General features: G+C 51.0%; 22 protein-coding genes. 14 read left to right on the forward strand and 8 right to left on the reverse strand.

The window, feature by feature from the left end; translation table 11 throughout:
* Positions 1-163: 163 nt before the first annotated feature.
* Together EH243_RS11870 and EH243_RS11875 are read right to left on the reverse strand one after the other, a co-directional pair.
* The gene (locus EH243_RS11870; RefSeq protein WP_126158889.1) at positions 164-787 is read right to left on the reverse strand and encodes a thiol:disulfide interchange protein DsbA/DsbL; all 624 of its coding nucleotides are present in this window, start codon (positions 785-787) and stop codon (positions 164-166) included.
* Between the two features lie 135 nt (positions 788-922).
* A complete protein-coding gene (locus EH243_RS11875; protein WP_126158890.1) occupies positions 923-1,525 on the reverse strand; it encodes a c-type cytochrome in 603 nt (200 codons plus the stop codon).
* A gap of 205 nt (positions 1,526-1,730) precedes the next feature.
* On the opposite strand from EH243_RS11875, the gene yihA reads away from it, so the two are divergent.
* Positions 1,731-2,366: a ribosome biogenesis GTP-binding protein YihA/YsxC gene (gene yihA / locus EH243_RS11880; protein WP_126158891.1), complete on the forward strand. Its 636-nt coding sequence runs from the start codon at positions 1,731-1,733 to the stop codon at positions 2,364-2,366.
* 117 nt (positions 2,367-2,483) lie between these two features.
* On the opposite strand, the gene polA is transcribed toward yihA, so the two are convergent.
* A complete protein-coding gene (polA, locus tag EH243_RS11885) occupies positions 2,484-5,225 on the reverse strand; it encodes a DNA polymerase I (RefSeq protein ID WP_126158892.1) in 2,742 nt (913 codons plus the stop codon).
* Between the two features lie 117 nt (positions 5,226-5,342).
* Here polA and EH243_RS11890 point away from each other — a divergent pair, with 117 nt between their 5' ends.
* From EH243_RS11890 to EH243_RS11905, 4 genes are all read left to right on the forward strand, one after another.
* On the forward strand, positions 5,343-5,630 hold the full coding sequence (locus EH243_RS11890) for a DUF2782 domain-containing protein (RefSeq protein WP_126158893.1): 288 nt from the start codon (positions 5,343-5,345) through the stop codon (positions 5,628-5,630).
* A gap of 32 nt (positions 5,631-5,662) precedes the next feature.
* A complete protein-coding gene (locus tag EH243_RS11895) occupies positions 5,663-6,616 on the forward strand; it encodes a homoserine kinase (protein ID WP_126158894.1) in 954 nt (317 codons plus the stop codon).
* 171 nt (positions 6,617-6,787) lie between these two features.
* A complete protein-coding gene (gene uvrD / locus EH243_RS11900; protein ID WP_126158895.1) occupies positions 6,788-9,004 on the forward strand; it encodes a DNA helicase II in 2,217 nt (738 codons plus the stop codon).
* Between the two features lie 96 nt (positions 9,005-9,100).
* Positions 9,101-10,330 (forward strand): nucleoside recognition domain-containing protein, encoded by a 1,230-nt coding sequence (locus EH243_RS11905; RefSeq protein WP_126158896.1) that lies wholly within the window; start codon positions 9,101-9,103, stop codon positions 10,328-10,330.
* Between the two features lie 31 nt (positions 10,331-10,361).
* Here the strand turns inward: EH243_RS11905 and EH243_RS11910 are convergent, their stop codons facing one another.
* On the reverse strand, positions 10,362-10,769 hold the full coding sequence (locus EH243_RS11910) for an acyl-CoA thioesterase (RefSeq protein ID WP_126158897.1): 408 nt from the start codon (positions 10,767-10,769) through the stop codon (positions 10,362-10,364).
* A gap of 215 nt (positions 10,770-10,984) precedes the next feature.
* Between EH243_RS11910 and EH243_RS11915 the strand changes: the two genes are divergently transcribed.
* The 5 genes from EH243_RS11915 (at position 10,985) to phoU (ending at position 17,723) form a co-directional block, all read left to right on the forward strand.
* Positions 10,985-11,956 (forward strand): PstS family phosphate ABC transporter substrate-binding protein, encoded by a 972-nt coding sequence (locus tag EH243_RS11915; protein WP_126158898.1) that lies wholly within the window; start codon positions 10,985-10,987, stop codon positions 11,954-11,956.
* Between the two features lie 166 nt (positions 11,957-12,122).
* On the forward strand, positions 12,123-14,399 hold the full coding sequence (locus EH243_RS11920) for an ABC transporter permease subunit (protein ID WP_126158899.1): 2,277 nt from the start codon (positions 12,123-12,125) through the stop codon (positions 14,397-14,399).
* Positions 14,400-14,425: 26 nt separating this feature from the next.
* On the forward strand, positions 14,426-16,114 hold the full coding sequence (pstA, locus tag EH243_RS11925) for a phosphate ABC transporter permease PstA (RefSeq protein WP_126158900.1): 1,689 nt from the start codon (positions 14,426-14,428) through the stop codon (positions 16,112-16,114).
* Positions 16,115-16,138: 24 nt separating this feature from the next.
* Positions 16,139-16,972: a phosphate ABC transporter ATP-binding protein PstB gene (gene pstB / locus EH243_RS11930; protein WP_126158901.1), complete on the forward strand. Its 834-nt coding sequence runs from the start codon at positions 16,139-16,141 to the stop codon at positions 16,970-16,972.
* A 16-nt stretch (positions 16,973-16,988) separates the two neighbouring features.
* A complete protein-coding gene (gene phoU / locus EH243_RS11935) occupies positions 16,989-17,723 on the forward strand; it encodes a phosphate signaling complex protein PhoU (protein ID WP_126158902.1) in 735 nt (244 codons plus the stop codon).
* Between the two features lie 84 nt (positions 17,724-17,807).
* On the opposite strand, the gene EH243_RS11940 is transcribed toward phoU, so the two are convergent.
* Both EH243_RS11940 and EH243_RS11945 read right to left on the reverse strand, forming a co-directional pair.
* The gene (locus tag EH243_RS11940) at positions 17,808-18,092 is read right to left on the reverse strand and encodes a hypothetical protein (RefSeq protein ID WP_126158903.1); all 285 of its coding nucleotides are present in this window, start codon (positions 18,090-18,092) and stop codon (positions 17,808-17,810) included.
* A gap of 289 nt (positions 18,093-18,381) precedes the next feature.
* A complete protein-coding gene (locus EH243_RS11945; RefSeq protein ID WP_126158904.1) occupies positions 18,382-18,957 on the reverse strand; it encodes a DUF1415 domain-containing protein in 576 nt (191 codons plus the stop codon).
* Positions 18,958-19,046: 89 nt separating this feature from the next.
* Between EH243_RS11945 and EH243_RS11950 the strand changes: the two genes are divergently transcribed.
* The 4 genes from EH243_RS11950 (at position 19,047) to phoR (ending at position 22,615) form a co-directional block, all read left to right on the forward strand.
* Positions 19,047-19,589 (forward strand): chorismate--pyruvate lyase family protein, encoded by a 543-nt coding sequence (locus tag EH243_RS11950; RefSeq protein WP_241235068.1) that lies wholly within the window; start codon positions 19,047-19,049, stop codon positions 19,587-19,589.
* A gap of 16 nt (positions 19,590-19,605) precedes the next feature.
* Entirely contained in the window at positions 19,606-20,493 is an 888-nt protein-coding gene (gene ubiA / locus EH243_RS11955; RefSeq protein ID WP_126158906.1) for a 4-hydroxybenzoate octaprenyltransferase, read from the forward strand.
* A gap of 102 nt (positions 20,494-20,595) precedes the next feature.
* Positions 20,596-21,291 (forward strand): phosphate regulon transcriptional regulator PhoB, encoded by a 696-nt coding sequence (gene phoB, locus EH243_RS11960; RefSeq protein WP_126158907.1) that lies wholly within the window; start codon positions 20,596-20,598, stop codon positions 21,289-21,291.
* 10 nt (positions 21,292-21,301) lie between these two features.
* The gene (phoR, locus tag EH243_RS11965) at positions 21,302-22,615 is read left to right on the forward strand and encodes a phosphate regulon sensor histidine kinase PhoR (RefSeq protein ID WP_126158908.1); all 1,314 of its coding nucleotides are present in this window, start codon (positions 21,302-21,304) and stop codon (positions 22,613-22,615) included.
* Between the two features lie 73 nt (positions 22,616-22,688).
* Here phoR and hisI read toward each other — a convergent pair whose 3' ends face one another.
* Together hisI and EH243_RS11975 are read right to left on the reverse strand one after the other, a co-directional pair.
* Positions 22,689-23,207, reverse strand: coding sequence for a phosphoribosyl-AMP cyclohydrolase (hisI, locus tag EH243_RS11970; RefSeq protein ID WP_126158909.1), 519 nt, complete (start codon positions 23,205-23,207; stop codon positions 22,689-22,691).
* A 92-nt stretch (positions 23,208-23,299) separates the two neighbouring features.
* Positions 23,300-24,673: a dihydroorotase gene (locus EH243_RS11975; RefSeq protein WP_126158910.1), complete on the reverse strand. Its 1,374-nt coding sequence runs from the start codon at positions 24,671-24,673 to the stop codon at positions 23,300-23,302.
* Positions 24,674-24,750: the final 77 nt, after the last annotated feature.

Below are 24,750 nucleotides of genomic sequence, written 5' to 3' on the forward strand. Positions count from 1 at the left end.
GGCCTGAGAGGTCTTGAGGCGACTTAAAACGGCCTCAAACTATTGCCCCAGTATTTTGTTAATAAAACAGTCATGGCGCTAGAAAAGCAAAACCCCAGCAAAAATACTGGGGTTTATCAGTAACCTGAGCCGCATAAAGCGGCTTTTTTAGACAGACCTTAATCTATAGAGCCTTTTTTTCCTGCTCGATAAGGTATTCAGCAACCTTAAGCATACCTGCATGACCACCAGCTTTATCCGCAGTAATACGATATTTACCATTGACGACCAGCGTTGGCACACTCTGTATACCGTAGCCTTTTAATTTGGAAACACCTTGATTCATACGCATGTTAACCGCAAAAGAACGATTCATTTTGATGAACTCTTCTTTATCAACGCCTAAATCAGCATAGAAATCAGCCAAATCTTCTAAGCTATTAAAGCGACGACGCTCTTTATGCAGGGCGTTAAACGTTGCTTCATGGGTTTTATCCAGACCATGTAGAAGTTCGGAAGAATAATACGCCCGAGCCAGCGGCTCCCATGAGCGAGAAAAGACCACCGGTACACGCCCAAAACTCACATCAGCGGGTAGTTTAGTTGTCCAGCTATGCAGCATAGGCTCAAAACTTGCGCAATGTGGGCAGAGGTAGCCAAACGCTTCAACGACCTCAACCTTCGTTTTATCAGCGGTAGGCACTGGTATCGCAATCACATCATAGTTGACGCCAGCCTTATACTCTTCAGCCTGAGCTATTACTGCAGTAAGGGCAAAAACTAACCCAATAGCGAGCTTTTTTAACATGTCTGTCTCCAACCTTTAAGAAATTCAGTCTTATAAGACCGGCCAATATGCGTCAAGTTCATCCTTGCCGCAAATAAATTTTGCAATAAAAAAGGCAGCTTACGCTGCCTTTCCTGACTCAGAGCTGAATTTAACTTAATTCAAACCCTGAATGTAACTTGCAACTGCCTGAATCTCTTTATCGCTCAATTTAGCGGCGATAGTACTCATCATCGCTTGAGGATCATTATTACGAACCCCAGTGCGGAAGTTTTTCAGCTGAGTCTCAACATATTGTGCATGCTGTCCACCCAGTTGTGGGTAACCTGCACTCGCAATACCTTTACCCTGTACACCGTGGCATGCAGTACAAGCCGCAATGCCTTTAGAGGCGACACCGGCACGGTAGATTTTTTCACCCGCTTCAACCAAATCAGCTTTAGCTGCGCCAATCTGTATATTCTTCGATGAGAAATAAGCCGCAATATCCGCCAGATCCTGATCATTCAAATTGGTCAGGAGACCGGTCATTTCGACAACCGTACGGCTGCCTGATTTAATTTCCTGCAGTTGTTTAAGCAGGTAACGCTCGTTTTGGCCTGCCAGCTTAGGAAAGTTGCCCACAGCACTATTGCCATCAGGCGCATGACATGCACCACAGACTGCTGTTTTACTTTGCCCTGCAGCAGCATCTCCCGCCGCATGTGCAACACTTATGATACTCACGCTTGCCAGTATGGCGATCAGTAGTTTATTCATCGACTAACCCAGACTCTTGCTATAGATTGCTAACGGTTTCTGCCGCAACCTGAAGCTAATCAGATTGAAACAGGGCTACCGAACCAACACCCGGACTGGTGTAATATTCCAGCCACAGGTAGAATTCCGGCGAGATTATAACCTAATATCCACACAAACTGGAACGATAAATGTCTGCATTAGCAGGCTGATAGGCAAAAAGTATATGTCTTTACCTCAAATTCAATACCATATGACCCGCTTTAACACTAGCGCCAGCAAACTCAGTCAGTGTCCTGAAGACACCGGCGCCGAGGTCGCATTTGCCGGTCGTTCCAATGCTGGCAAGTCCAGCGCCATCAACACATTAACCAACGCCAAGTTGGCCCGCACCAGTAAAACCCCTGGCCGGACGCAGTTAATTAACTTCTTCGACACCAACGTCGAAGGGGTGCGTATTGTCGATCTGCCAGGTTATGGCTACGCCAAGGTGCCCATCGCCATGAAGGAACATTGGCAGAAGCATCTTAATGATTATCTGCAAAATCGCGACTGTTTACGGGGCGTGGTATTGATGGTCGATATTCGTCATCCGCTGAAAGAGTTTGACCAGATGATGATTGAGTGGTGCAGCGAAGCGGAGATGCCGCTACATATTTTGCTGACCAAAGCAGATAAGCTAAACCGCGGCGCGGCACAAAATGCACTGTTGAAACTGAAACAGGCGCTCGATGTGAAAAACAACCCCTTGCTGACGATGCAGACATTCTCAGCGCTGAAAACTACCGGCGTCGACCAATTACGCGAGCACCTGAACCGTTGGTTGTTAGACGATGAAGAGGAAAAATCAGCCGAAGAATAATCGGCTTTCCTCGGCTTCAAATCAAACGGATCTGAGAACCTGTAGCAAGCACTGTCGCAGAGTTCTCACCGTCGGGCGATAAGCAACAAAGCTCATCGCCTGACGCTACCACTCGGCTCAGTGAGCCTCATCCCAGTTATCGCCAATACCCGCTTCCACCAACAGAGGCACATCCAGATCCGCCGCACCCTGCATCAACTCGACTAATTGCGCCGTCACATCATCGATTAGCGCTTCAGGCACCTCGAGGATGAGTTCATCGTGCACCTGCATAATCATCCGCGCTCCCGTGTCACTGCCCTGCAGCCAGTGATCCACCGCAACCATCGCCTTTTTAATGATATCCGCCGCAGTACCCTGCATCGGCGCATTGATCGCCGTACGCTCAGCCGCCTGACGCCGCATACCATTACTGGCTTTAATCTCTGGCAGATAGAGGCGCCGACCAAACAGGGTTTCGACATAGCCGTTCTCGGCAGCCTGAAGACGGATATCATCCATATAACGCTGCACGCCCGGATAGGTAGCAAAATAATGATCGATATAGGTTTGCGCTTCATTACGACCAATCCCCAGCTGCTTCGCCAATCCAAAGGCTGACATACCGTAGATCAGACCAAAATTGATCGCCTTAGCACTGCGACGCTGATCTGAGGTGACGTTCTCCAACTCAACACCGAACACCTCGGCGGCGGTTGCTTTATGGACATCTTCTCCGTGGGCAAAGGCGTTCAGCAACCCTTGGTCCTGTGATAGGTGAGCCATAATCCGCAACTCGATCTGAGAATAATCCGCGGCCACCAGCTTATAACCCTCAGGCGCAACAAAGGCCTGACGAATACGCCGCCCCTCAGTCGAGCGAATAGGGATATTCTGTAGATTAGGATCGGACGACGACAGTCGCCCCGTCGCGGTCACCGCCTGATGATATGAGGTATGTATCCGGCCGGTGGCAGGGTTAATCATCTGCGGCAGCTTATCGGTATAGGTACTTTTCAGCTTACTCAAACTACGGTGCTCGATAATCATTTTCGGCAATGGATAGTCCAGCGCCAATTCCTGCAAGACCTCTTCCGCTGTAGACGGCGCACCTTTCGGCGTTTTCTTAAGGATCGGCAGCTTTTGCTGCTCGAACAGAATTTCCTGTAACTGCTTAGGTGAACTCAGATTAAAGGGCCCGCCGGCCAGTTCATGCGCCTTGGCTTCTAGTTCGGCCAAGCGAATGCCATGCTCTCGGCTCTGAATCGCTAGCTGCGTCGCATCAACCTTGGCTCCCTGCTGCTCCATGCGAGCCAACACGGGGATTAACGGCAACTCAATCTCGGTGAATACCTTTTCGAGGCTTGGCACCTGCGCTAACTTTGCGCTGAGCTGCTGATGCAAACGTAATGTGATATCCGCATCTTCTGCGGCATAGGGGCTGGCCTGTTCCATTTCGATCTGGTTAAAGGTGAGCTGTTTTTTACCTTTACCCGCGATCTCTTCAAACTTAACCGTTTTAACCCCCAGGTAGAAATCCGCCAGCGCATCCATATTATGCCGGGTCGCCGTGGAATTCAGCGCGTAGGATTCAAGCATGGTATCGAAAGCGATGCCCTTCAGCTTAATATCGTAGCGCGCCAATACATTCATATCGTATTTGATATGCTGGCCAACTTTTTTATGGGCGTCGCTTTCCAATAATGGTTTCAGTTGTTGCAACACCGCATAGCGATCAAGCTGAGCCGGCGCCCCCATATAATCGTGGGCAACGGGCAGGTAAGCCGCTTTGCCCGGTTCAACCGAGAAAGACAGACCGATAAGATTCGCTTCCATGTAGTTCAGGCTATCCGTCTCGGTATCGAAAGCAAACAGCTCTGCCGACTCCAACACCTTAAACCAACGATCAAAGCTTTCTTGATCGAGAATCGTTTCATAAACAATCTCAGTTGGCAGCTGGGCTTGATTCTCTATCGCGCGGGCATCATCGGCCGCCGCCGCACCTAAATCGCTCACCCAAGAGCGAAATTCACACTGCTGAAACAGCGCCTGTAACTGCTCATTATCAGCCACCGGTACCGGAATATCTTCGATACCGCAGTCGAGTTCGAGGTCGGTTTTAATGGTTGCTAGCAGGTAAGAAAGCTCCGCCGATTCGCGATTTTCTTCCAGCTTCTTAGCCATCGTTTTCGAGCCCCGAAAGCCCAACTCCGCAATTTTATCTAGGTTTTCATAGAGATCGCTAATACCGCCAATCCCTTGCAATAACGCTAAGGCGGTTTTTTCACCCACCCCTGGCACACCGGGGATGTTATCGACTTTATCGCCCATCAGGGCTAGATAATCGATAATCAGCTCCGGCGGAATACCAAACTTCTCATTAACGCCATCGATATCCATATGGGAATCGTTCATGGTGTTGATCAGGGTGACATGCTTATCCACCAGCTGCGCCATGTCTTTATCGCCGGTGGAGATAATGGTATCCAGCCCTTTAGCACTGGCTTCACGCGCTAACGTGCCGATCACATCATCAGCCTCAACCCCATCGACAGAGATCAGAGGAAAGCCCATGGCCCTAACGATTTTATGAATCGGCTCTATCTGGGTACGCAGATCGTCCGGCATCGAGGGGCGCTGCGCCTTATATTCTGGATAGATGTCATCACGGAAGGTTTTGCCTTTGGCATCGAACACCACGGCGACCGGACTCTGCGGATACTGCTTAATCAGGCTCCGCAACATACTGGTCACCAATCGGACAGCTCCTGTCGGAACCCCTTCAGAGGTGCGCATATCGGCCTGTTGGGCAGCAAAAAAGGCTCTGTATAGATATGAAGAGCCATCGACTAAGATAATAGGGGAAGTATTTGCGGTCATGGTATTGCAGTCATTGTCCGTCAGGAGATATTGTTAGCGGGTTTGGTGTCCGGAAGACACCATCATATTAGATTAGCCTCTGACACAGAAGGGGCGACCCCAGTTCACGGAGTGGTTATGAAAAAAATAGTGTTGTTGTTAACTCTGCTTTGTTCCTTTTCGATGGTATCGACAGTGTATGCCGACGTTCTGCCAGAATTTGATAATAACGACCCCGTTGTCACCATTCGTAAAGGGGAAAAAGCGACCTATTACGAATATCGAATCAACGGCAAACTCAAAGAGATCAAAGTGAAGCCCGCCATCGGTAAAACCTATTACTTAGTACCTACCGACGATGGCGAGTTCCAACGATCTGAAGATTCAAACCTGATGCTGCCCAAGTGGATTCTATTCAGCTGGTAACTCTTTTAAGCAGTAACTAACGAAGCGTAAATATGGCTGTATACACCAATATAAGCCGGACTGACCTAGAAAACCTGTTGCAGGGTATTGAACAGGGGCAGCTGGTTGATTTTCAAGGTATAGAGGGTGGCGTCGAGAACACCAACTATTTTGTCACACTCCGCAGCGATGCAGGCTTAACCGAAGAGTACGTACTCACTATCTTCGAAGAATTAAGCCAAGAAGAGATGCCCTACTTTGTTGAGCTAACCACCTGGTTAGCTGATCGAGGTTGCCCGGTTCCCTTCCCATTTAAAGATAGTGACGGCATCGCCCTGAAAACAGTGCATAACCGGCCAGCCCTGCTACAACCTAGGTTACCGGGTAGTCATGTAGCAGCGTTAACCGCGGCTCACTGTCATCAAATAGGCACCGCGCTGGCTGAATTCCATCAAGCTGGCCGTGATTTCTACCTACAACGCCAAGCCCATCGTGGCGTTTTCTGGTGGCGGCGTGAATCTCAGCATATCGCCGACAAACTATCCCCTGATGACGCAGCACTGCTGCGAAACGAGGTCGCTCTGTTTGATCAACTACGGGAGCAACCCTGGCATCTGCCACAGGGGGTGATTCATGGGGATCTATTCTTTGATAATGCCCTGTTTCAGGGTGATCAGCTCAGTGCAATTTTGGATATCTATAACGCTTGCAACGGCTACCTACTCTTTGATCTGGCGATTGTGGCCAATGACTGGTGCGTTAACCCCGACGGTTCAATCGACCCCGTGCGGGAAACCGCGCTGTTAAACGCCTACGCCGCGGTACGCCCATTCGAAGAGAACGAATATTTAGCTTGGCCCCAGTTAGTGCGCACCGCCGCCATGCGCTTCTGGTTATCTCGCCTGATTCCAGCGTTAGACCCAGACTCCACACAAAAAATTAAAGATCCCTCCGAGCTCCGGCGGATACTACAATATCGTATCGACCATCCCGCTAAGCTGCCTTAGGCTCAGCGCTAAGATAACGGCCAATAAAAGCATTTTCTTTGTCGAACGAGTCACTTCTGATGTGACTTGTTCACGAAACGACCAGCGTATCACCGGCTTTTAATAGCCACTGGCCGTTCTGGTCGTTATAATCCTTACCTGAATATTTATACAGCTATCTGAAGAAACCCTATGGACGTATCCCACCTACTCGATTCACTCAATGAAGCCCAGCGTGAAGCCGTCTCTGCGCCAGTCTGCAATATGCTCGTGCTGGCCGGCGCCGGTTCCGGTAAAACCCGAGTGCTGGTGCACAGAATCGCCTGGCTGGTACAGACCGAGGGGCTCTCACCCTATTCCATTATGGCCGTGACCTTTACCAATAAGGCGGCGAAAGAGATGCGTGGCCGGATTCAGGAGCTCATGGGGCTTAACCCCAGTGGCATGTGGGTCGGTACCTTCCACGGCCTAGCGCACCGTATTTTGCGCGCCCACTGGCATGATGCTGGGCTGATGCAAAACTTCCAGATTATGGATTCCGATGATCAGCTACGTCTGATTAAGCGGCTGGCCAAAGAGATGAACTTGGATGATAGCCGCTGGCCAGCACGCCAATTCCAGTGGTATATCAACGCCCAGAAAGATGAAGGGCTGCGGGCTCGGCATCTTGATGCCGGTGGAGACCCCCACGCACAGGTGATGATCAACCTCTACGCCGCCTATGAAGATGCCTGTGATCGTGGCGGTATGGTGGACTTTGGCGAGTTACTGCTGCGTTCATTAGAGCTGTTACGGGACCACAACCCCTCACTGCTAGAACACTATCAGGATCGTTTCCGTTACATTCTGGTGGATGAGTTTCAGGATACCAACTCGATTCAATATGCTTGGCTGAAGCTGCTCTGCCAACCGCTAGACCCACGTAAACCTCAGCCCGAAAAACTGATGGCGGTAGGTGATGATGATCAGTCTATCTACGGCTGGCGCGGTGCAAAGATCGAAAATATTCAGCGCTTTAATCAGGATTTCAAAGACACCATGGTGGTAAAGCTGGAGCAGAACTACCGCTCCACCAACACCATTTTGCAGGCGGCGAATGACGTTATCCGCAATAACCAAGGCCGTTTGGGTAAAGAGCTCCGCACCGATCAACCCGATGGCGAGCAGATCTCCCTCTATGCCGCCTTCAACGAGCAGGATGAATCCCGCTTTATCGTTGATCAGATCGAAAGCTGGGTAAATAAAGGCAACCTACGTAGCGAAAGTGCCATTCTATATCGCTCGAATGCCCAGTCACGGGTGCTTGAGGAATCATTGATTCGCGCGGGTATGCCCTACCGTATCTACGGTGGTCAGCGATTTTATGACCGTTTAGAGATTAAAAATGCGCTCGCTTATCTACGCCTAGTGAACAACCGCGAAGATGATACCGCGATGGAACGGGTGATTAATGTCCCGACGCGCGGCATCGGCGGCAAAACCATCGAAGAGATTCGCCTGCATGCCCGCACGGAAGGCATCTCCATGTGGCGCGCCGCCAATGAAGTGATCGAACTCAATAAACTCACGGCGCGGGCCGCTAACGCCCTGCAAGCCTTTATTGACCTCGTGAATCAGATCGCCCAAGACACCGAAGACACCGACCTGCATGAGCAAACCGAACATGCGATTCAAAAATCAGGTTTGATCGATCACCACCTCAAAGAGAAGGGTGAAAAAGCACAGGCGCGCATCGAAAACCTTGAGGAATTGATCAGCGCAGCGCGACAATACCTGTCTACCTGGCAACCGGACAAAGAGGGTAATGAGAACAGCACCCCGTTGTCAGCCTTTCTCGATGATGCCGCACTGGATGCCGGTGAGGCTCAGGCTGATGAACATCAGGACTCGGTTCAGTTGATGACACTCCACTCTGCCAAAGGTCTGGAGTTTCCGCTGGTCTTTCTCGCCGGTATGGAAGAGGGATTGTTCCCGCATAAGATGTCCCTTGAAGAGGGCGACCGTCTCGAAGAAGAGCGCCGACTTTGCTATGTGGGTATCACCCGAGCGATGCAGAAGCTCTATATCACCTACGCTGAATCCCGCCGACTGCATGGTAACGAGACCTTTAATCGCCCCTCCCGCTTTATCCGCGAGATACCGGATAACTGCCTCGAAGAGGTTCGCTTAAACGCCAGTGTTAGCCGGCCAGTCACCGCTCGCCAGCAGCAACGCCCAGCAATGTTTAATAATGCTGAAGTGCCCGATACTCAGATTATTCTCGGTCAACGGGTATCACACGCCACCTTTGGGGATGGTATTGTGGTGAACTATGAGGGATCTGGGCCTAAAGCACGGGTACAGGTCAACTTCGACTCCGAAGGTAGCAAGTGGCTGGTGGTGGGATACGCCAATCTACAGGCGGTGTAAGAGCGCTACAACACTCACACTTTTGATTTTGCTGACTCGGCCAGCGATACTGTCCTCTAAGATACCCGCTGCGGCAACCGTCTAAGAGGAAGCAAAATGTTACACAGAATCTGGCTTGGCTTTTTTCTGCTGGCGTTTGCCGGTGGTTTATATCAGTGGCTAATCGGTGGCGATAGCGCCGTCTTTCAGCGAATGGTGCAATCCACCTTTGATATGTCCAAGCTGTCGGTTGAGCTATCACTGGGTCTGATCGGCACACTCGCCTTCTGGTTAGGGATTATGAAACTCGCTGAGGCAGCCGGCTTAATCACTAAGTTGGCCAACGGCCTCAGCCCACTGTTTACACGGCTGATGCCGGAAGTCCCCAAAGGTGATCCGGCTATCGGCTCGATGACCATGAATCTGTCGGCCAATATGCTCGGGCTGGATAACGCCGCCACCCCCCTCGGGTTGAAAGCGATGCAGGATCTACAACGGCTGAATCCCGATAAAAGCCGGGCCACCGATGCTCAGATTCTGTTTCTCGTACTCAACACCTCGTCGGTCACCCTCTTCCCCATCACCGTGTTTCTCTATCGGGCTCAACAGGGCGCGAGCGATCCAACGTCCGTCTTTATTCCCATTCTGATCGCCACCTGTTGCTCAACACTAGCGGGTTTACTCGCGGTGGCCTGGGTACAGAAAATCCGCCTATGGGAAAGGGTAACGCTCCTCTATCTGGGTGGTTTCTTTGCCCTGCTGCTCGCCTTTATTGGCTATTTCGCCACACTCACCGTGGCACAGTTACAACAACAATCATCACTGATCGGCAATCTGATGATCTTCAGCGCGATTATCTGCTTTCTCACGGCAGCCCACCTTAAAGGGGTCAATATCTACGAAACCTTTGTCGAGGGAGCAAAAGAGGGGTTTTCAGTCGCCATCATGATTATTCCTTACTTACTGGCGATGCTGGTGGCTATTGGCGTGTTTCGTGCGAGCGGCGTGATGGACGGGGCTATCTGGCTATTACGAGAAGGTATCTCCCTTCTCGGATTAGATACCCGCTTTGTGGATGCGCTACCCACAGCGCTGATGAAGCCGCTGAGTGGTTCCGGCGCCCGAGCGATGATGCTCGATACCATCAACACCCACGGGGTCGATTCTTTTGCCGGCCGCTTAGCCGCGATTATTCAGGGGTCGACCGAAACCACTTTCTATGTGCTGGCCGTCTATTTCGGCTCGGTCGGCATTCGTCATACCCGCCATGCGCTAGCCTGCGGGTTAACCGCTGATTTAGTGGGCATTATCAGCGCCATCCTGGTGGGTTATTGGTTCTTTGGCTAACGGCCAAGGCAAAACCAACAGCGAATCGTCCTTATTCCTGTTCGTGCCCAAAATCCAGCGCACGGATATGGCCATGACCGTCGATAGCCACTTGGATACATTCGGTTTCAGAGACTTTACGTAAGTCTCGGCCATCGGGACAACATCCCCATATCTCTACTTTAATGCGTAACGAACTCGTCCCCTGCTCTTTAATGCGGGTATAAAAACTCAGGATAGTGCCCTCAAGCACAGGAGCCATAAAGCTCATGGCACCAATGGACACCGTGGCCACCCGCCCTTCAGCCGCTTCACCGGCACGAATTTCAGCTGCCAAAACCGCCTGTGACGCAACCCAGCCACCATACACATCACCAAACATATTGGCCGCTGCGCCGGATGCCGGGCAACGCAGGCTAAGCTCGCCTTCGGGTTTGAGCAGTGTTTTATCGGTTTTCATATCGGGTTCCAAGATCGGGTTATTGTTTTCTGCCCGTATTTTACTATTAACTACCCGACTAAGGTCTAGCAAAAATACGGTGATTATTATTCCACGCCCATAAAAAATGTTTCCCACTGTCACATCACTGTCACACAAGCCGCTTATATTTCCATCATCGAATTAACACTGAACGTTTTAAAAACGAATTCAAACCCGACTCTCTGGAGCTTGTAATGAAACCAATGAAGAAAATCTTTGCTGCCGTTGCCCTAGCAACAACCTGTATGACTGCATCTGCATCTGATCTGCTAGATCCAAACCTGCCAACTTACACTAAAGCTTCTGGCGTTTCCGGCAACCTGTCTTCTGTTGGTTCAGATACACTGGCTAACCTGATGACCATGTGGGCTGAAGAGTTCAAGCGTAACTACCCGAACGTTAACGTTCAGATTCAAGCAGCGGGTTCATCTACTGCGCCACCAGCATTGACTGAAGGCACCTCTAACATTGGGCCAATGTCCCGTAAGATGAAAGACAAAGAACTCGGCGCATTCGAAAAGAAATTTGGCTACAAGCCAACACCGGTTGCCGTTGCGATTGATGCGCTGGCGGTTTTCGTCAACAAAGATAATGCAATCGAAGGTCTAACGATTCCTCAGGTTGATGCCATCTTCTCTTCTACTCGTAAGTGTGGACTACCTGAAGAAGTGAGCAAGTGGGGTGATGTCGGCGCTACCGGTTCTATCGCGACTCAGGGCTTCCAGATCTTTGGTCGTAACTCAGTATCCGGCACTTACGGTTACTTCAAGAAGAAAGCACTATGTAAAGGTGATTACCGCGACAATGTTAACGAACAGCCGGGTTCTGCCTCTGTTGTACAGTCGGTTTCTACTTCACTGAACGGTATCGGTTACTCAGGTATCGGTTACAAAACCTCTTCTGTTCGTGCACTGCCACTGACTAAGAAAGCGGGTACACCTTTCGTTGAAGCTTCACCAGAAAACGCACTGAACGGTTCTTACCCACTGGCTCGTGCACTGTATGTATACGTCAACAAGAAGCCTGGTCAGGACCTAGCACCACTGGAGCGTGAGTTCCTGAAAATGGTCATGGCTAAAGTCGGCCAAGAAGTGGTTGTGAAGGATGGTTACATCCCTCTGCCAGCGGCTCTGGTTGAAAAACAGATGAAAGAACTCGGCCTATAATACAGCCTCTCGTTTCGAGCCTGACAACAGGCTCGCTGACCAGATAAAAAGGAGTCCTTTGGGGCTCCTTTTTTATGTCTGAAGGTTTTATTACGGCTTTGTAACATTTCTGTCATCAATTGCGTTTATCTTGGCGCCATAACTTTTATCATTGTAGAAATTTGTCATGAGTATAGAGAACAGCTCCGTTATTCCTGATCTGGATTTTAATACCCCGGCGCAGCGCCGTGGGCGTAAGCTCCGGGCACTCAAAGACAAGGTGGCCCGTGTTGGCATCGGTCTCGGTGGCGTCAGCGTCATCATCGCGATCCTATTGATCTTTTTCTATCTGCTCTATGAAGTGATACCGATGTTTCGTTCGGCTGAAGTTCAGCCTTGGGAGCAGAATGGTCAAATTGTCGAACCTTATGCCGTTCCCGGTGCCGGCAAAACACTTTATATGGCGATGGAAGAGCAAGCTGAGATCGGCATTCGGGTTACCGACCAGGGCAACATTATCTTTTTTAGTACGACCTCTGGTGAGGTGATTAAAAGCATTCAAGCCTCACTACCCGTCGGTGCCACCATTACCAGCTTCGCCATGGTATCCGAAAACAGCCGTATGTTTGCTCTCGGACTCAGTAACGGCCAAGCCCTTGTGTTCAAACACACCTATAAGTCGACCTATCCAGATGGTAAGCGGGTTATTCTGCCGAATATCGCCTACCCTTTGGGTGAAGCGCCCATCGATGTCGCATCAACGGCCCTAGAACAGCTAACGATCAGCGGTAGCGAAGGCAGCTATGCGTTGATCGGCGGTAATCAGGAAAATCTACAAGCGATCTTTATCTCACAAACCGAGAATATGTTTACCGGTGACGTAGAACTCGAAGAGTCGACTACTCACCTGCCCGACCTCGGCATAAAGATTAAGAAGATGCTGCTCATGCCCGATCTGGCTTGGTTATTTGTGGCGGGCGAAAGTGGCAAAATGGCCGTGGTTAACCTGCGCAACCAAGACGCTCCTATCATTACTCAGGTATTACAGGCCTCTTCAAGCAAGATCACCACCTTTGACCTACTCCTCGGCGGCAACGCGGTTCTGTTAGGTAACGCCGAGGGTGAAGTCTCGGAGTGGTTCTTAGTGCGTGATGATCAAGGCGAGTGGCAGATGACTAAAATCCGCTCATTCGATACGGGTCAAACCGCCATCTCGGATTTAGCCATTGAGCACCGCCGTAAAGGCTTCGCCACCATTGATGCCGCCGGTGAACTACGCCTCTATAACACCACCGCCAACGTTAATGTCTTAGCCGAAAAGGTCGCACAAGCGAACGCATCGATGATCACCCTGGCGCCTCGCGCTAACGCGGCCCTGATCGAAGAGGCTGGCAAATTAACGCTGCTGCATATTGATAACGAACACCCTGAAGTTTCTTGGAGCTCGCTCTGGGGTAAGGTGTGGTATGAAGGTTATGAAGAGCCAAAATATGTTTGGCAGTCTTCGGCGGCCAACAACGACTTCGAACCGAAGTTCAGTCTCATGCCGCTCGCCTTTGGTACGCTAAAAGCAGCCTTCTATGCGATGATACTCGCCACGCCGCTGGCGATCTGTGGTGCAATCTATACCGCTTACTTCATGGTGCCGACACTGCGCCGTAAGGTGAAACCTTTTATCGAATTGATGGAAGCCCTCCCCACCGTTATTCTGGGTTTTCTCGCCGGTCTTTGGCTCGCCCCCTTTATGGAGGAAAATTTACCCGGCATCTTTGTCACCTTGCTGATGATACCTGTCGCGATACTCGCGTTCGCCTACGCTTGGGCGCAGATGCCGAAAAAGGTTCGCTGGCTGGTACCCGACGGCTGGGACGCGCTGTTATTGATTCCCGTCATCATGCTAGCGACCTGGTTCAGTATCTCCATTAGCCCCTCGATGGAGCTCGCGCTCTTTGACGGCAATATGCGTCACTGGCTCACCAATGATCTCGGTATCGCCTATGATCAGCGCAACGCGATGGTGATCGGTATTGCCATGGGCTTTGCCATCATTCCGACCATCTTCTCCATCACCGAAGATGCCATCTTTGCGGTGCCCAAGCATCTAAGCTATGGCTCACTGGCACTGGGAGCGACTCCGTGGCAAACCCTAACACGGGTTGTGATACCCACCGCCAGCCCCGGTATTTTTTCGGCGGTGATGATCGGTATGGGTCGCGCGGTTGGTGAAACCATGATCGTCCTCATGGCGACCGGTAATACACCAATAATGGACGCCAATATATTCGAAGGGATGCGTACGCTAGCGGCGAATATCGCCGTCGAGATGCCGGAATCTGAAGTCGGCAGTACTCACTACCGTATTCTGTTCCTAGCCGCCTTTGTACTCTTTATGTTCACCTTTGCCGTCAACACCGTGGCCGAAGTGATACGTCAGCGGCTACGTAATAAATATGGCTCCCTGTAATCTGGGCTGTTGAGGAAATAACAGATATGAACATCTCAGTAAAAGAATGGTATAAATCAGGTTCACCTTGGGTATGGCTGAATGCCGGCGCGGTGGCGATCAGCCTTATTATGGTGATCGGCCTGCTGGGTCTCATTGCCGTGCGTGGCCTGAGTCACTTCTGGCCAGCCGATATTGTCCAAGGCACCTATACCGTCGATGGACAGTCAAAAACAATCGCCGGTGAGATCGTCGAAACCAATGAAGTGCTCACTAAGCAGTTGATTGAAGCGGGCATCAAAATTCCAGATGACACCGAGTTTTCCACCCGTCATCTGCTTAAGGTCGGTAACCGTGATGTGTACGGTTCTGACTTTAGCTGGGCGCTGGAACAGTTTTTCACCGACCAATCACGGCCCACCATGCTCTTTACCGCCGAACGACGAGAGTGGGGCAACCTCTATGGCTACCTGCGCTCTCTCAAAGAAGACGGAAAAGAGATCGGCCATGTCGAGAGTAACGATGAGTCCGCTGAATATCTGGCCCTATGGGCTGAGTTAGATAAGCGTGTCGAACGGGCTTTAGATATTCGGGAAGATATTTTAGAGATTGAGAAGCATGAAATCGGTGCTATCAATTACGAGCTGGAGCGTCTACGTTTAAAAGAGCGTGGCTTACAACTCGATAACGTCACGGATCAAGCACCTTATGTAGCGATCAACCAGCGCCGTAAAGAGCTCGATCAAGCTTACGAAGGAATGCAGCAACGTTTGCTCGACCTCTATACCCAGATTAACCGTGACTCTCTCACCGCAGAAGTCGCTGGTGGTAAAGTGGTTGATCTACAGATAGCAAAAATCGTGCGTATTTTCCGCCCTAACGCAATGAATACTGGGCAAAAGATGCTTCATTATGCGGCTAAGCTCTGGGAGTTTGTCAGCGATGAGCCTCGGGAAGCCAATACCGAAGGCGGCATCTTCCCCGCTATCTTTGGTACCGTGATGATGGTGCTACTGATGTCTTTGCTAGTGACGCCTTTCGGTGTGGTTGCCGCGGTTTATCTACGTGAATATGCCAAACAGGGGTTTGTCACTCGGCTAATCCGCATTGCGGTCAACAACTTAGCCGGTGTGCCCTCGATTGTTTACGGTGTATTCGGCTTAGGTTTCTTTGTTTACTTCTTGGGCGGCAATATTGATGACCTCTTTTTCGCCGCGGCCAAGCCTGCGCCAACCTTTGGTACCCCAGGATTGATGTGGGCCTCCCTCACCCTTGCCCTGCTAACGGTGCCCGTGGTGATTGTGGCAACGGAAGAGGGCCTGAGCCGGATTCCTCGCGCACTGCGCGAAGGTAGCCTAGCACTCGGCGCCACCAAGTTTGAAACACTGATGAAGGTGGTGCTGCCCATGGCAAGCCCCGCAATGATGACCGGTGTTATCCTCGCGATTGCCCGCGCCGCCGGTGAAGTAGCACCACTGATGTTAGTCGGAGTGGTGAAGCTAGCACCAAGCTTACCGCTAGATGGTAACTATCCGTTCATCCATCTGGATCAAAAATTTATGCACCTGGGCTTCCACATCTATGATGTGGGCTTCCAGAGCCCCAACGTTGAAGCAGCACGGCCGCTCGTTTATGCCACCGCTCTGCTGCTGGTTTTGGTTATCGCACTGCTGAACATGTCAGCCATTGCGATCCGTAACCATTTACGCGAAAAATACAAAGCGCTTGAGATGTAAGCCGCACACTAGATAGGTTTAATGATGACTATGGAAGCTAAGACCCATTCAATCGATATTTCTGCTCTGCAGCGCCAGAATCAGAGTCTGCGTCTTGAAGATGAGACCATTGCCCTGACCGTGCGTGATCTTGAGCTATTTTATGGCGACAAACGTGCCCTGCATGGCGTCACCATGGATATCCCTAAAAACCGGGTAACCGCCTTTATCGGCCCGTCCGGTTGCGGTAAATCCACCCTATTACGCTGCTTTAACCGGATGAACGATCTGGTCGATAGCTGCCGTATTCAGGGCCAGATGAGCCTATATGGACAGGATATCTATGAACGCGGCGTCGATGTGGCGGATCTACGCCGTCGTGTTGGCATGGTGTTTCAGAAACCCAACCCCTTCCCGAAAAGCATCTATGAAAATGTTGCCTACGGCCTGCGGATTCAGGGTATTAACAAAAAACGGGTTATCGACGAAACCGTTGAGTGGGCGTTGAAATCCGCCGCCCTCTGGGACGAAGTGAAAGACCGCCTACACGAGAGCGCGCTGGGCATGTCCGGTGGTCAGCAGCAACGTTTGGTAATCGCCCGCACCATCGCGGTGAAGCCTGAAGTGTTGTTGCTAGATGAGCCGGCATCGGCACTCGATCCGATCTCAACACTGAAGATCGAAGAGCTGATCAACGAATTAAAGAAAGACTTTACCATCGTGATCGTCACCCACAACATGCAACAAGCGGCGCGGGTCTCTGATTACACCGCCTTTATGTATATGGGCGATCTGATCGAATTTGGGGTAACAGACCGTCTGTTTACCAATCCAGAAAAGAAACAAACCGAAGACTATATTACCGGTCGTTACGGTTAATTAGGGGAGAATTATAGTGAGTTACGAACAGGACCGTCATAGCAATCACATCTCCCAGAGCTTCAATGAAGAGCTGGAGCAGATCCGCACAGAGTTGCTAACCATGGGAGGCCTCGTTGAGCGTCAGCTGAGTGAGGCCGTCGAGGCATTGGTTACCGGTGATACCGACCAAGCCGAACAAGCCCGCAAGAGCGATAAGGCCATCAATGATATGGAGATGATGATCGATGAACAGTGCACCCTGATCATCGCCCGTCGCCAACCGGCAGCCGCCGATTTACGTTTGATTATCTCCGTCAGCAAAGCGGTTAGCGATCTCGAGCGCATCGGCGATGAAACCAGCCGTATCTGTCGCTATGCGATCGAATTGGCGGACGATGGTAAAAATGTCCGTGGTTTCCAAGAAGTCCGCCATATCGGCAACCTTGTCCGCGATATGCTGCAAAACTGCTTAACGGCATTTGCCCGCAGCGATGCAGAGATGGCCTATAAGGTGGCTAAGCAGGATAAAGAGGTCGATTCAGAGTATCGCACCGCCATGCGTTCACTGATGACCTACATGATGGAAGATCCACGCTATATCACCAGTATTATGAATGTCATCTGGATATTACGTAGTATTGAGCGGATTGGTGATCATGCCCGCAACATGGCTGAACATCTCATCTATCTTGTCAGTGGCACCGATGTGCGCCATAGCAGCTTGAAAGAGATTAAACGGACCGTACGGGAAGTCGAACATAAGAAGTAAGCGGTTTGCAGATAAATCAAAGGCAGCCATCGCGCTGCCTTTTCTCTTTTATTCTCTCTTTTACAGGTCTTAAGCTAAGTCGGCTTACCCCTCAAAGGCACAGATGCGCAAACTGATCTTGCCACCACCCGCCGGTTCGGCCGTGAGTAACAGATCATGCGCATGAAACTGACCGGTATTTTTTAACTCGGGCATGACCTCCGATGGTAAAGCACCGCCACTCCATCCCGGCACCAACTGTTTCATCAAGTGTAAAAATATGCCATCAAGATCCCACAGATCACCTTGCATATCACAAACGGCTTCACCGACTTTTCGCGCTTGATGACGCTTATTCCCCGAACGCTGGGGGCCCCTCTTTAGATCCACTGACACGCCTTCATCCTACCTTTATTATCTCTCGTTCGGCGTACATCTTATCTCGCTGAGCATTATTATTTTGTCATCTATTTATCTGCTGTTCAGACTCAGATGCTGCTCATAAATTCTAACGTAATCCCCCTCTATCGGGTACTCGAGATAGTGAGATTGGCCAACCTATATGGGGGATTTACGCCTGTTTTGATGGTTTTTTACACAGAGATGAAATAAGCAACGTGCCACAAACAGGGCCGTATTCAGATCCAACCATTGCAGCACGAATATAACCCTAATAACGTTAACAATAATCGGCAAAGGGAGGAAAACGTTCAATCAGCGCCTCGCGGCCTAACGCTCTTAGCCGTTGAATATTTCGCTCGGGAATCTGTTCAGGATGGGAATAGTGCGCCAATGCCCGACTCATCTCCGCCTCGCGGATAATATGAAAGGTTGGCCAGGGCGCCCGATTGCTCCAATGGCTAAGATCATCTTCCGCCACCCCCGCAAAGAGATAGCCAGGATGAAAGCTAGCCAGCTGCAGTACACCTTCTAAACCGGCCTGTTGCAGCAGGTTTTCAAACAACTGCAGTTGATCGAGGTAATCATAAAAATCTTCCAGCCCCGTCGGCACAATGAACAAGGTGGTTGATAGGCTTTGCTCATCGGCCTGCACCAATCGCTCGACCTCAGCGAGAAAAGCCTCCACCAGCGCCTCTCCAGCAGAGGCTTGGGTCACCGCATAACGCAGCGACTCATCCTTCACCACGGGAGCCGCAAAGGGACAAAGATTCAAACCGACAACCATGCTTTCAACCCATTGACGGGTCAGCTCTTCTACCTGTTCCACTGAATAATCTTGCTGCGTTTTAACCATACGTTTCACTTCATCCCGAGCGATGCAAACCAATACTTTTACCGACGGTTAGGGTACTATACGGCCACTTTTTTTGCTGAGAAATTATTGTGCCTGTTGCTCTCAATCAGAATCGTTTTGCTACCCGCTGGCATGCCTTGCAACGCCCTGCAACAACCGATGCGCCGCGTATCTGGCGAAAATGGCTGCTGGATAAAGGATCACTCACGCAGCATTTAATCAATGCCAGTAACGGCCACTTCAGAGTTGAGGTGGTGCGCCAGCAATGGGGACAACCTAGCCTCGCAGAAGCCAAAGCGCTCAACATCCCAACGCGACAAAAGGTGCTGATTCGAGAAGTACAGTTACTCGGCTATAATCAGCCTTGGGTGTTTGCCCGAACCATTATTCCAGCGTCCACCCTGACCGGTAAACAGCGCAAGCTTCACGCCCTCGGCACCCGCTCATTGGGCAGTGTTTTGTTTCGTGACCCCACCATGAAACGATCCCCCCTGGAGATCAGCCGCATACCGCTGAGTAATGGCGAAACCACCTGGGCACGCCGTTCGTTGTTCTATTTGGCGAATAAACCCCTACTTGTTGCTGAAGTTTTCCTGCCTGCGCTACAACAGGTAAACTATCGACACAAATAATAATGGATTATTAACGATGCAATCCGGTACTCAAAACACGAATCCCACTTGGCAGAAACTGAAAGCCTGTGGTGACCTTATGCGCATCAGCAAGCCGATCGGCAGTTTCCTACTGCTATGGCCGGCTTTCTGGGCTCTGTGGGTTGCCGCTGAGGGCATACCTTCCTCCGGTCTGCTGTTTATTTTCACCTTAGGCACCTTTTTAATGCGCTCCGCCGGCTGCGTCATTAATGATTTTGCCGATCGCAATATCGATGCCCATGTAAAGCGTACGGCACAGCGTCCCCTACCGGCCGGTCGAATCTCCGCCAAAGAAGCCCTAATACTGTTTGTCGTTCTACTGCTGGCCTCTTTTGCGCTCGTGCTTTTCACCAACCCGCTCACCATCTATCTCTCCTTTGGCGGCGTTATCCTCGCCTTCTGCTACCCCTTCATGAAACGCTATACCCATCTACCCCAAGTGGTATTGGGCATGGCCTTTTCTTGGGCCATACCTATGGCGTTTAGTGCCACCTTGGGTGAAGTGCCACTCATCGCTTGGCTGATGTATACCGGGGCCGTTATCTGGACGGTGATATATGACACCATGTACGCCATGGTCGACCGGGACGATGATATTCGTATCGGGGTGAAATCCACGGCGGTGCTCTTCGGTGATATGGATAAAGTCATTCTCGGTGTCTTACAGCTGCTGACGCTGAGTATTTTGATACTGCTGGGGCTTCAATTACAGCTATCTATCTGGTTTTATCTTGGGGTGATGGTGATGGCGGGGCTATTTATCTATCAGCAATACCTTATCAGAGAGCGTCAGCGGGAGGCCTGCTTTACCGCCTTCCTCAATAACAATTACGCGGGCATGGCGGTTTTTATCGGCCTATTTCTGCATTATCTCACCCGTTAAGACAAATACTCTTGCACCACAGGCGACTTTGTCATATTTCTGTAACAGTTTCATAATCTAATGACCGTCTTAATACATTATAAATAAATGAGGTGATTGGTCATGACGTCGGGTAAACGCGTTCTGATAGTTGACGACGAGGCTCCGATTCGCGAAATGATCGCTGTTGCACTCGAAATGGCTGGATACGATTGTGTGGAGGCGGATTCTGCACAAGCCGCGCACCCAATGATTGTCGATTGTAAACCGGATATGGTGTTGCTGGACTGGATGATGCCCGGTATCAGTGGGATCGAATTTGCGCGCCGTCTACGTAAAGATGAGATGACTTCCGATATCCCCATCATCATGCTGACGGCGAAAACAGATGAAGATAATAAGATACAGGGGCTCGAAACCGGTATCGATGATTATATCACCAAGCCGTTTTCACCTCGGGAGCTGGTTGCGCGACTCAAAACCGTACTGCGCCGCACCACCCCTAAAGGCATCGAAGAGCCGATCACCGTTGATAACCTAACACTCGACCCGGTCTCTCATCGGGTTAGCTCCGAACTCAAACCACTGGAACTGGGGCCAACCGAGTTTCGTCTGCTGCAATTTTTTATGACCCATCAGGATCGTGCTTACAGCCGTAGTCAACTGCTTGATCTGGTATGGGGCGGCAATGTTTACGTCGAAGAGCGTACCGTTGATGTTCATATTCGCCGTCTACGTAAGGCACTCGGCGAGCGGCATGACTATCTGATCCAAACCGTGCGCGGTACGGGTTACCGCTTTTCATCCCAGACAGCCTGAGCCTGACTGAATGTACAATTCCAGCCATTCGATCGCCAGCAACCTTGCCCTAACCGCGACGGTTAGCTTAGTGGTTGGCTTTGTGATCGGCTACCCCGGATGGACCCTCGCTCTCGCACTACTTGGCTGGGGCCTCTATCAGGTTAAGCAGTTTAATCGCCTACAGCAGTGGCTGATGAGTATCGACCATACCGATGTGCCCGAAAGCCGAGGTTACTGGGGAGAACTGTTTGATGAGATCTCCAGAGATCAAAAACGGCAACAGACTCGGACCCAGTCGTTACGTAATGTTATCCATCGCTTCCAGCAATCATCCGCTGCCCTGAGTGATGCGATCGTCATCATCGATGCGCAAAACCACCTAGAGTGGTGGAATCGGGCCGCCGAAACACTACTGGGGATGAAAACCCAGACCGATCGGGGCCGTTCGGTGATAAACCTGTTACGGGACCCCCGCTTTGTGCGCTACTACCGAAAAAATGTCTACGATGATCCATTACAGCTAACATCACCGATTCAGAAAGAGGTCGTACTGGAATACCGTATCACTCGCTTTGGGGCCGGAGATCGGATTCTGGTTGCTCGGGACATCACTCGCCTCAAACAGCTGGAACAAACCCGTCAAGATTTCGTCGCTAACGCCTCTCACGAGCTGCGTACCCCCCTTACCGTGATCCGCGGCTACCTTGAGACCTTTCTCGACCAAGACCTGCCTCGTCCCTTACAGCGCGGCCTGAGCCAGATGGAGAATCAGTCTCGGCGAATGGAAAATCTTGTCGCCGATCTGCTGTTGCTCTCCCGGCTGGAAACTAGCGCCCACGTCGCCGACGAACTGCCGATACCGATTCATTCCATGGTTGCGCGTATTCGGGACGATGCCTTAGTACTCGGCCAAGAGAAACGCCAAACCATCGAACTCGAACTTGAGCAAGACAACACCCTCCTAGGGCAGGAAGCCGAAGTCTACAGTGCCGTTTCAAACTTGGTGTTTAATGCGGTCCGTTACACACCGGCAGAAGGTGCCATTAAACTTCGCTGGTGGACCGATAAAGAGGGAGGCCACTTTGCAGTTCAAGATAACGGCCCCGGTATCGACAGTATTCACCTACCCCGCTTACAAGAACGCTTTTACCGCGTCGATGAAAGCCGCTCCTCCGATAGTGGTGGCACCGGCTTAGGTTTAGCCATCGTGAAACACGTGATGTTACGACATGGTGGCAAACTGTCTATCAGTAGCCGCTTAGGCAAAGGCAGCACCTTTACCTGCCACTTTCCCCATGAGCTGATTATTCCAGCGGCCGCTGAAGAGGCAGATAAAGATTAACCCGCTATTAAAAACACCATCAAAGATCATCAAAACCTAATGATGAGTTTTCAATATCACCTATTGCGACATTTTAAAGAATAGTTGGGTTGGGCTCATCGCCGTAAACCTGAACCGGATCAAAGGTCTTACTCGCCTCCGTAAAACGCAACATCTCACCATCTTTTCGCTGGGCCCCGATAGGTACTTGTCGATAAAAACATGAGCGATAACCCACGTGACAGCTCGCGCCCGTGCCACCGACACGTACCCGCAACCAAACCGCATCTTGGTCATCATCGATACGCAGCTCTTCAACCACTTGCACAAGACCGCTAGTCGCCCCTTTGTGCCACAACACCTGTCGTGATCGGCTCCAATAATGCGCTTCGCCGGTTTGTATCGTCTTGGTCAGCGCTTCCTCGTTCATATAACCTAGCATCAAGACTTCACCGCTTTCCGCATCGGTGGTAATGCTAACGATCAAGTTGTCACGATCAAACTTAGGCGCTAACTCTCGACCTTCTTCAACCTGCTCTATCGAGACTCTAGAGTGAAAGGTGACCGGCTCTGCATTGTCGGCAACATTTGAAACTTCACTTGGGTTCTGCATCTATTTTCCTCTTCATATTCCATCTAACGCAGGTGAGAAACCCCTCATACCCTGCGATTTATACTCTGCCTAAATTATTGTTAGCCTATGATTCACATCGAACCGGCCTCCAGAAACCGCAGACTTTCCCCCCGTGGCTGCCCGACTAGCTCTTCATCGCGCACCACCAGCTGACCCCGCACAACCGTATGAATCGGCCATCCTGTCACATCCTTACCATCATAAGGCGTCCAGCCACTGCGACTGGCGATCCAATCATTACTGATGGTCCGACGAGCGGCGAGATCCACCAGCGTCAAATCAGCATCGAAGCCCAAAGCGATACGTCCCTTTCCCTCAAGACCAAAAATACGCGCTGGGCCGGCACTCGTTAGATCGACTAAACGTTGCAGACTCAACCGACCGGCATGGACATGATCTAACATCAATGGCAACAATGTTTGTACGCCCGTCATACCGCTAGGTGACTGAGGATAAGGCCGCGCTTTCTCTGCCAGCGTGTGCGGTGCATGATCACTGCCTATTACATCCACCACACCCTCTCGAATTCCCCGCCATAATGCTTCTTGATGGCGGCGTTCCCGTACCGGTGGATTCATTTGTGCAAGGCTCCCCAAACGCTCATAGCAATCCGGCGCAACGAGGGTTAAATGATGCGGAGTGACCTCCACCGTCACCCGATCCTTATGGCCGGCTAAAAAGGCCATCTCCTCTGCGGTAGAAACATGCAGTACATGTAACCGTCGATTTGCCTGGGTTGCTAACCTCACAATACGCTCGGTCGCCATCAAGGCACTGGTTTCGTCACGCCATAGAGGATGCTGGCAAACATCGCCACTGGCCTCGACCAACGCCTTCCGCTGATTCAATCTCGCTTCGTCCTCTGCATGTACTGCTAACCGACGAGAACCATGATGGAGAATCCACCTGAGTACCTCTTCGTCGTCAGCCAATAGATCGCCAAACGAGCTGCCCATGAACACTTTGACGCCGGCACAACCGGGTAGGCTCTCCAGCAGGGCGAGTTTCTCCGCATTGACCGCCGAGCCGCCAATATAAAAGGCGTAGTCGCACCAAGCGCGGCCATGGGCGGCGTCCATTTTCGCTTGCAGATCCATAGCATTCAGCGTCAACGGCTGAGTATTAGGCATCTCAAACACACCGGTCACACCGCCCAGAACAGCGCCTCGGGTGCCCGCTTCAAAATCTTCTTTATGGGTCAGACCAGGCTCACGAAAATGCACCTGACTATCGATGACGCCGGGCAGTACATGGAGTCCGGTAGCATCCACAACGGTCGTAGCGCTCCAGCTATGTTTTAAATTACCCAGTGCCACAATACGACCTGCCACGCAGGCTATATCAATTTTTTCTGCACCATTAGGGGTGAGTACTGTGCCATCTAGCACTAACAGATCGGCATGCTGAGATGACGACGGCTGAGCGAAACGCCCTCGATCACTCATAGGTCGATACCTGTCACCGGATGACTCACAAGCCTTAATCCTAGGATGCCTTGCCCATCAAAAAAGGGGCACCGGCT

Origin of the sequence: Amphritea opalescens (genome assembly GCF_003957515.1) — a bacterium.
In the GTDB taxonomy this organism is placed as follows: Bacteria; Pseudomonadota; Gammaproteobacteria; order Pseudomonadales; family Balneatricaceae; genus Amphritea; species Amphritea opalescens.

Excerpts from the sequence above, each read along its gene's own strand:
- EH243_RS11895 (WP_126158894.1), top strand. The coding sequence starts at position 5,663 with ATGGCTGTATACACCAATATAAGCCGGACTGACCTAGAAAACCTGTTG.
- yihA (WP_126158891.1), top strand. The coding sequence starts at position 1,731 with ATGTCTTTACCTCAAATTCAATACCATATGACCCGCTTTAACACTAGC.
- pstB (WP_126158901.1), top strand. The coding sequence starts at position 16,139 with ATGACTATGGAAGCTAAGACCCATTCAATCGATATTTCTGCTCTGCAG.
- EH243_RS11890 (WP_126158893.1), top strand. The coding sequence starts at position 5,343 with ATGAAAAAAATAGTGTTGTTGTTAACTCTGCTTTGTTCCTTTTCGATG.
- pstA (WP_126158900.1), top strand. The coding sequence starts at position 14,426 with ATGAACATCTCAGTAAAAGAATGGTATAAATCAGGTTCACCTTGGGTA.
- EH243_RS11870 (WP_126158889.1), bottom strand. The coding sequence starts at position 787 with ATGTTAAAAAAGCTCGCTATTGGGTTAGTTTTTGCCCTTACTGCAGTA.
- uvrD (WP_126158895.1), top strand. The coding sequence starts at position 6,788 with ATGGACGTATCCCACCTACTCGATTCACTCAATGAAGCCCAGCGTGAA.
- EH243_RS11920 (WP_126158899.1), top strand. The coding sequence starts at position 12,123 with ATGAGTATAGAGAACAGCTCCGTTATTCCTGATCTGGATTTTAATACC.
- EH243_RS11975 (WP_126158910.1), bottom strand. The coding sequence starts at position 24,673 with ATGAGTGATCGAGGGCGTTTCGCTCAGCCGTCGTCATCTCAGCATGCC.
- EH243_RS11915 (WP_126158898.1), top strand. The coding sequence starts at position 10,985 with ATGAAACCAATGAAGAAAATCTTTGCTGCCGTTGCCCTAGCAACAACC.
- EH243_RS11910 (WP_126158897.1), bottom strand. The coding sequence starts at position 10,769 with ATGAAAACCGATAAAACACTGCTCAAACCCGAAGGCGAGCTTAGCCTG.
- phoB (WP_126158907.1), top strand. The coding sequence starts at position 20,596 with ATGACGTCGGGTAAACGCGTTCTGATAGTTGACGACGAGGCTCCGATT.
- EH243_RS11905 (WP_126158896.1), top strand. The coding sequence starts at position 9,101 with ATGTTACACAGAATCTGGCTTGGCTTTTTTCTGCTGGCGTTTGCCGGT.
- hisI (WP_126158909.1), bottom strand. The coding sequence starts at position 23,207 with ATGCAGAACCCAAGTGAAGTTTCAAATGTTGCCGACAATGCAGAGCCG.
- EH243_RS11875 (WP_126158890.1), bottom strand. The coding sequence starts at position 1,525 with ATGAATAAACTACTGATCGCCATACTGGCAAGCGTGAGTATCATAAGT.
- polA (WP_126158892.1), bottom strand. The coding sequence starts at position 5,225 with ATGACCGCAAATACTTCCCCTATTATCTTAGTCGATGGCTCTTCATAT.
- phoR (WP_126158908.1), top strand. The coding sequence starts at position 21,302 with ATGTACAATTCCAGCCATTCGATCGCCAGCAACCTTGCCCTAACCGCG.
- EH243_RS11945 (WP_126158904.1), bottom strand. The coding sequence starts at position 18,957 with ATGGTTAAAACGCAGCAAGATTATTCAGTGGAACAGGTAGAAGAGCTG.
- ubiA (WP_126158906.1), top strand. The coding sequence starts at position 19,606 with ATGCAATCCGGTACTCAAAACACGAATCCCACTTGGCAGAAACTGAAA.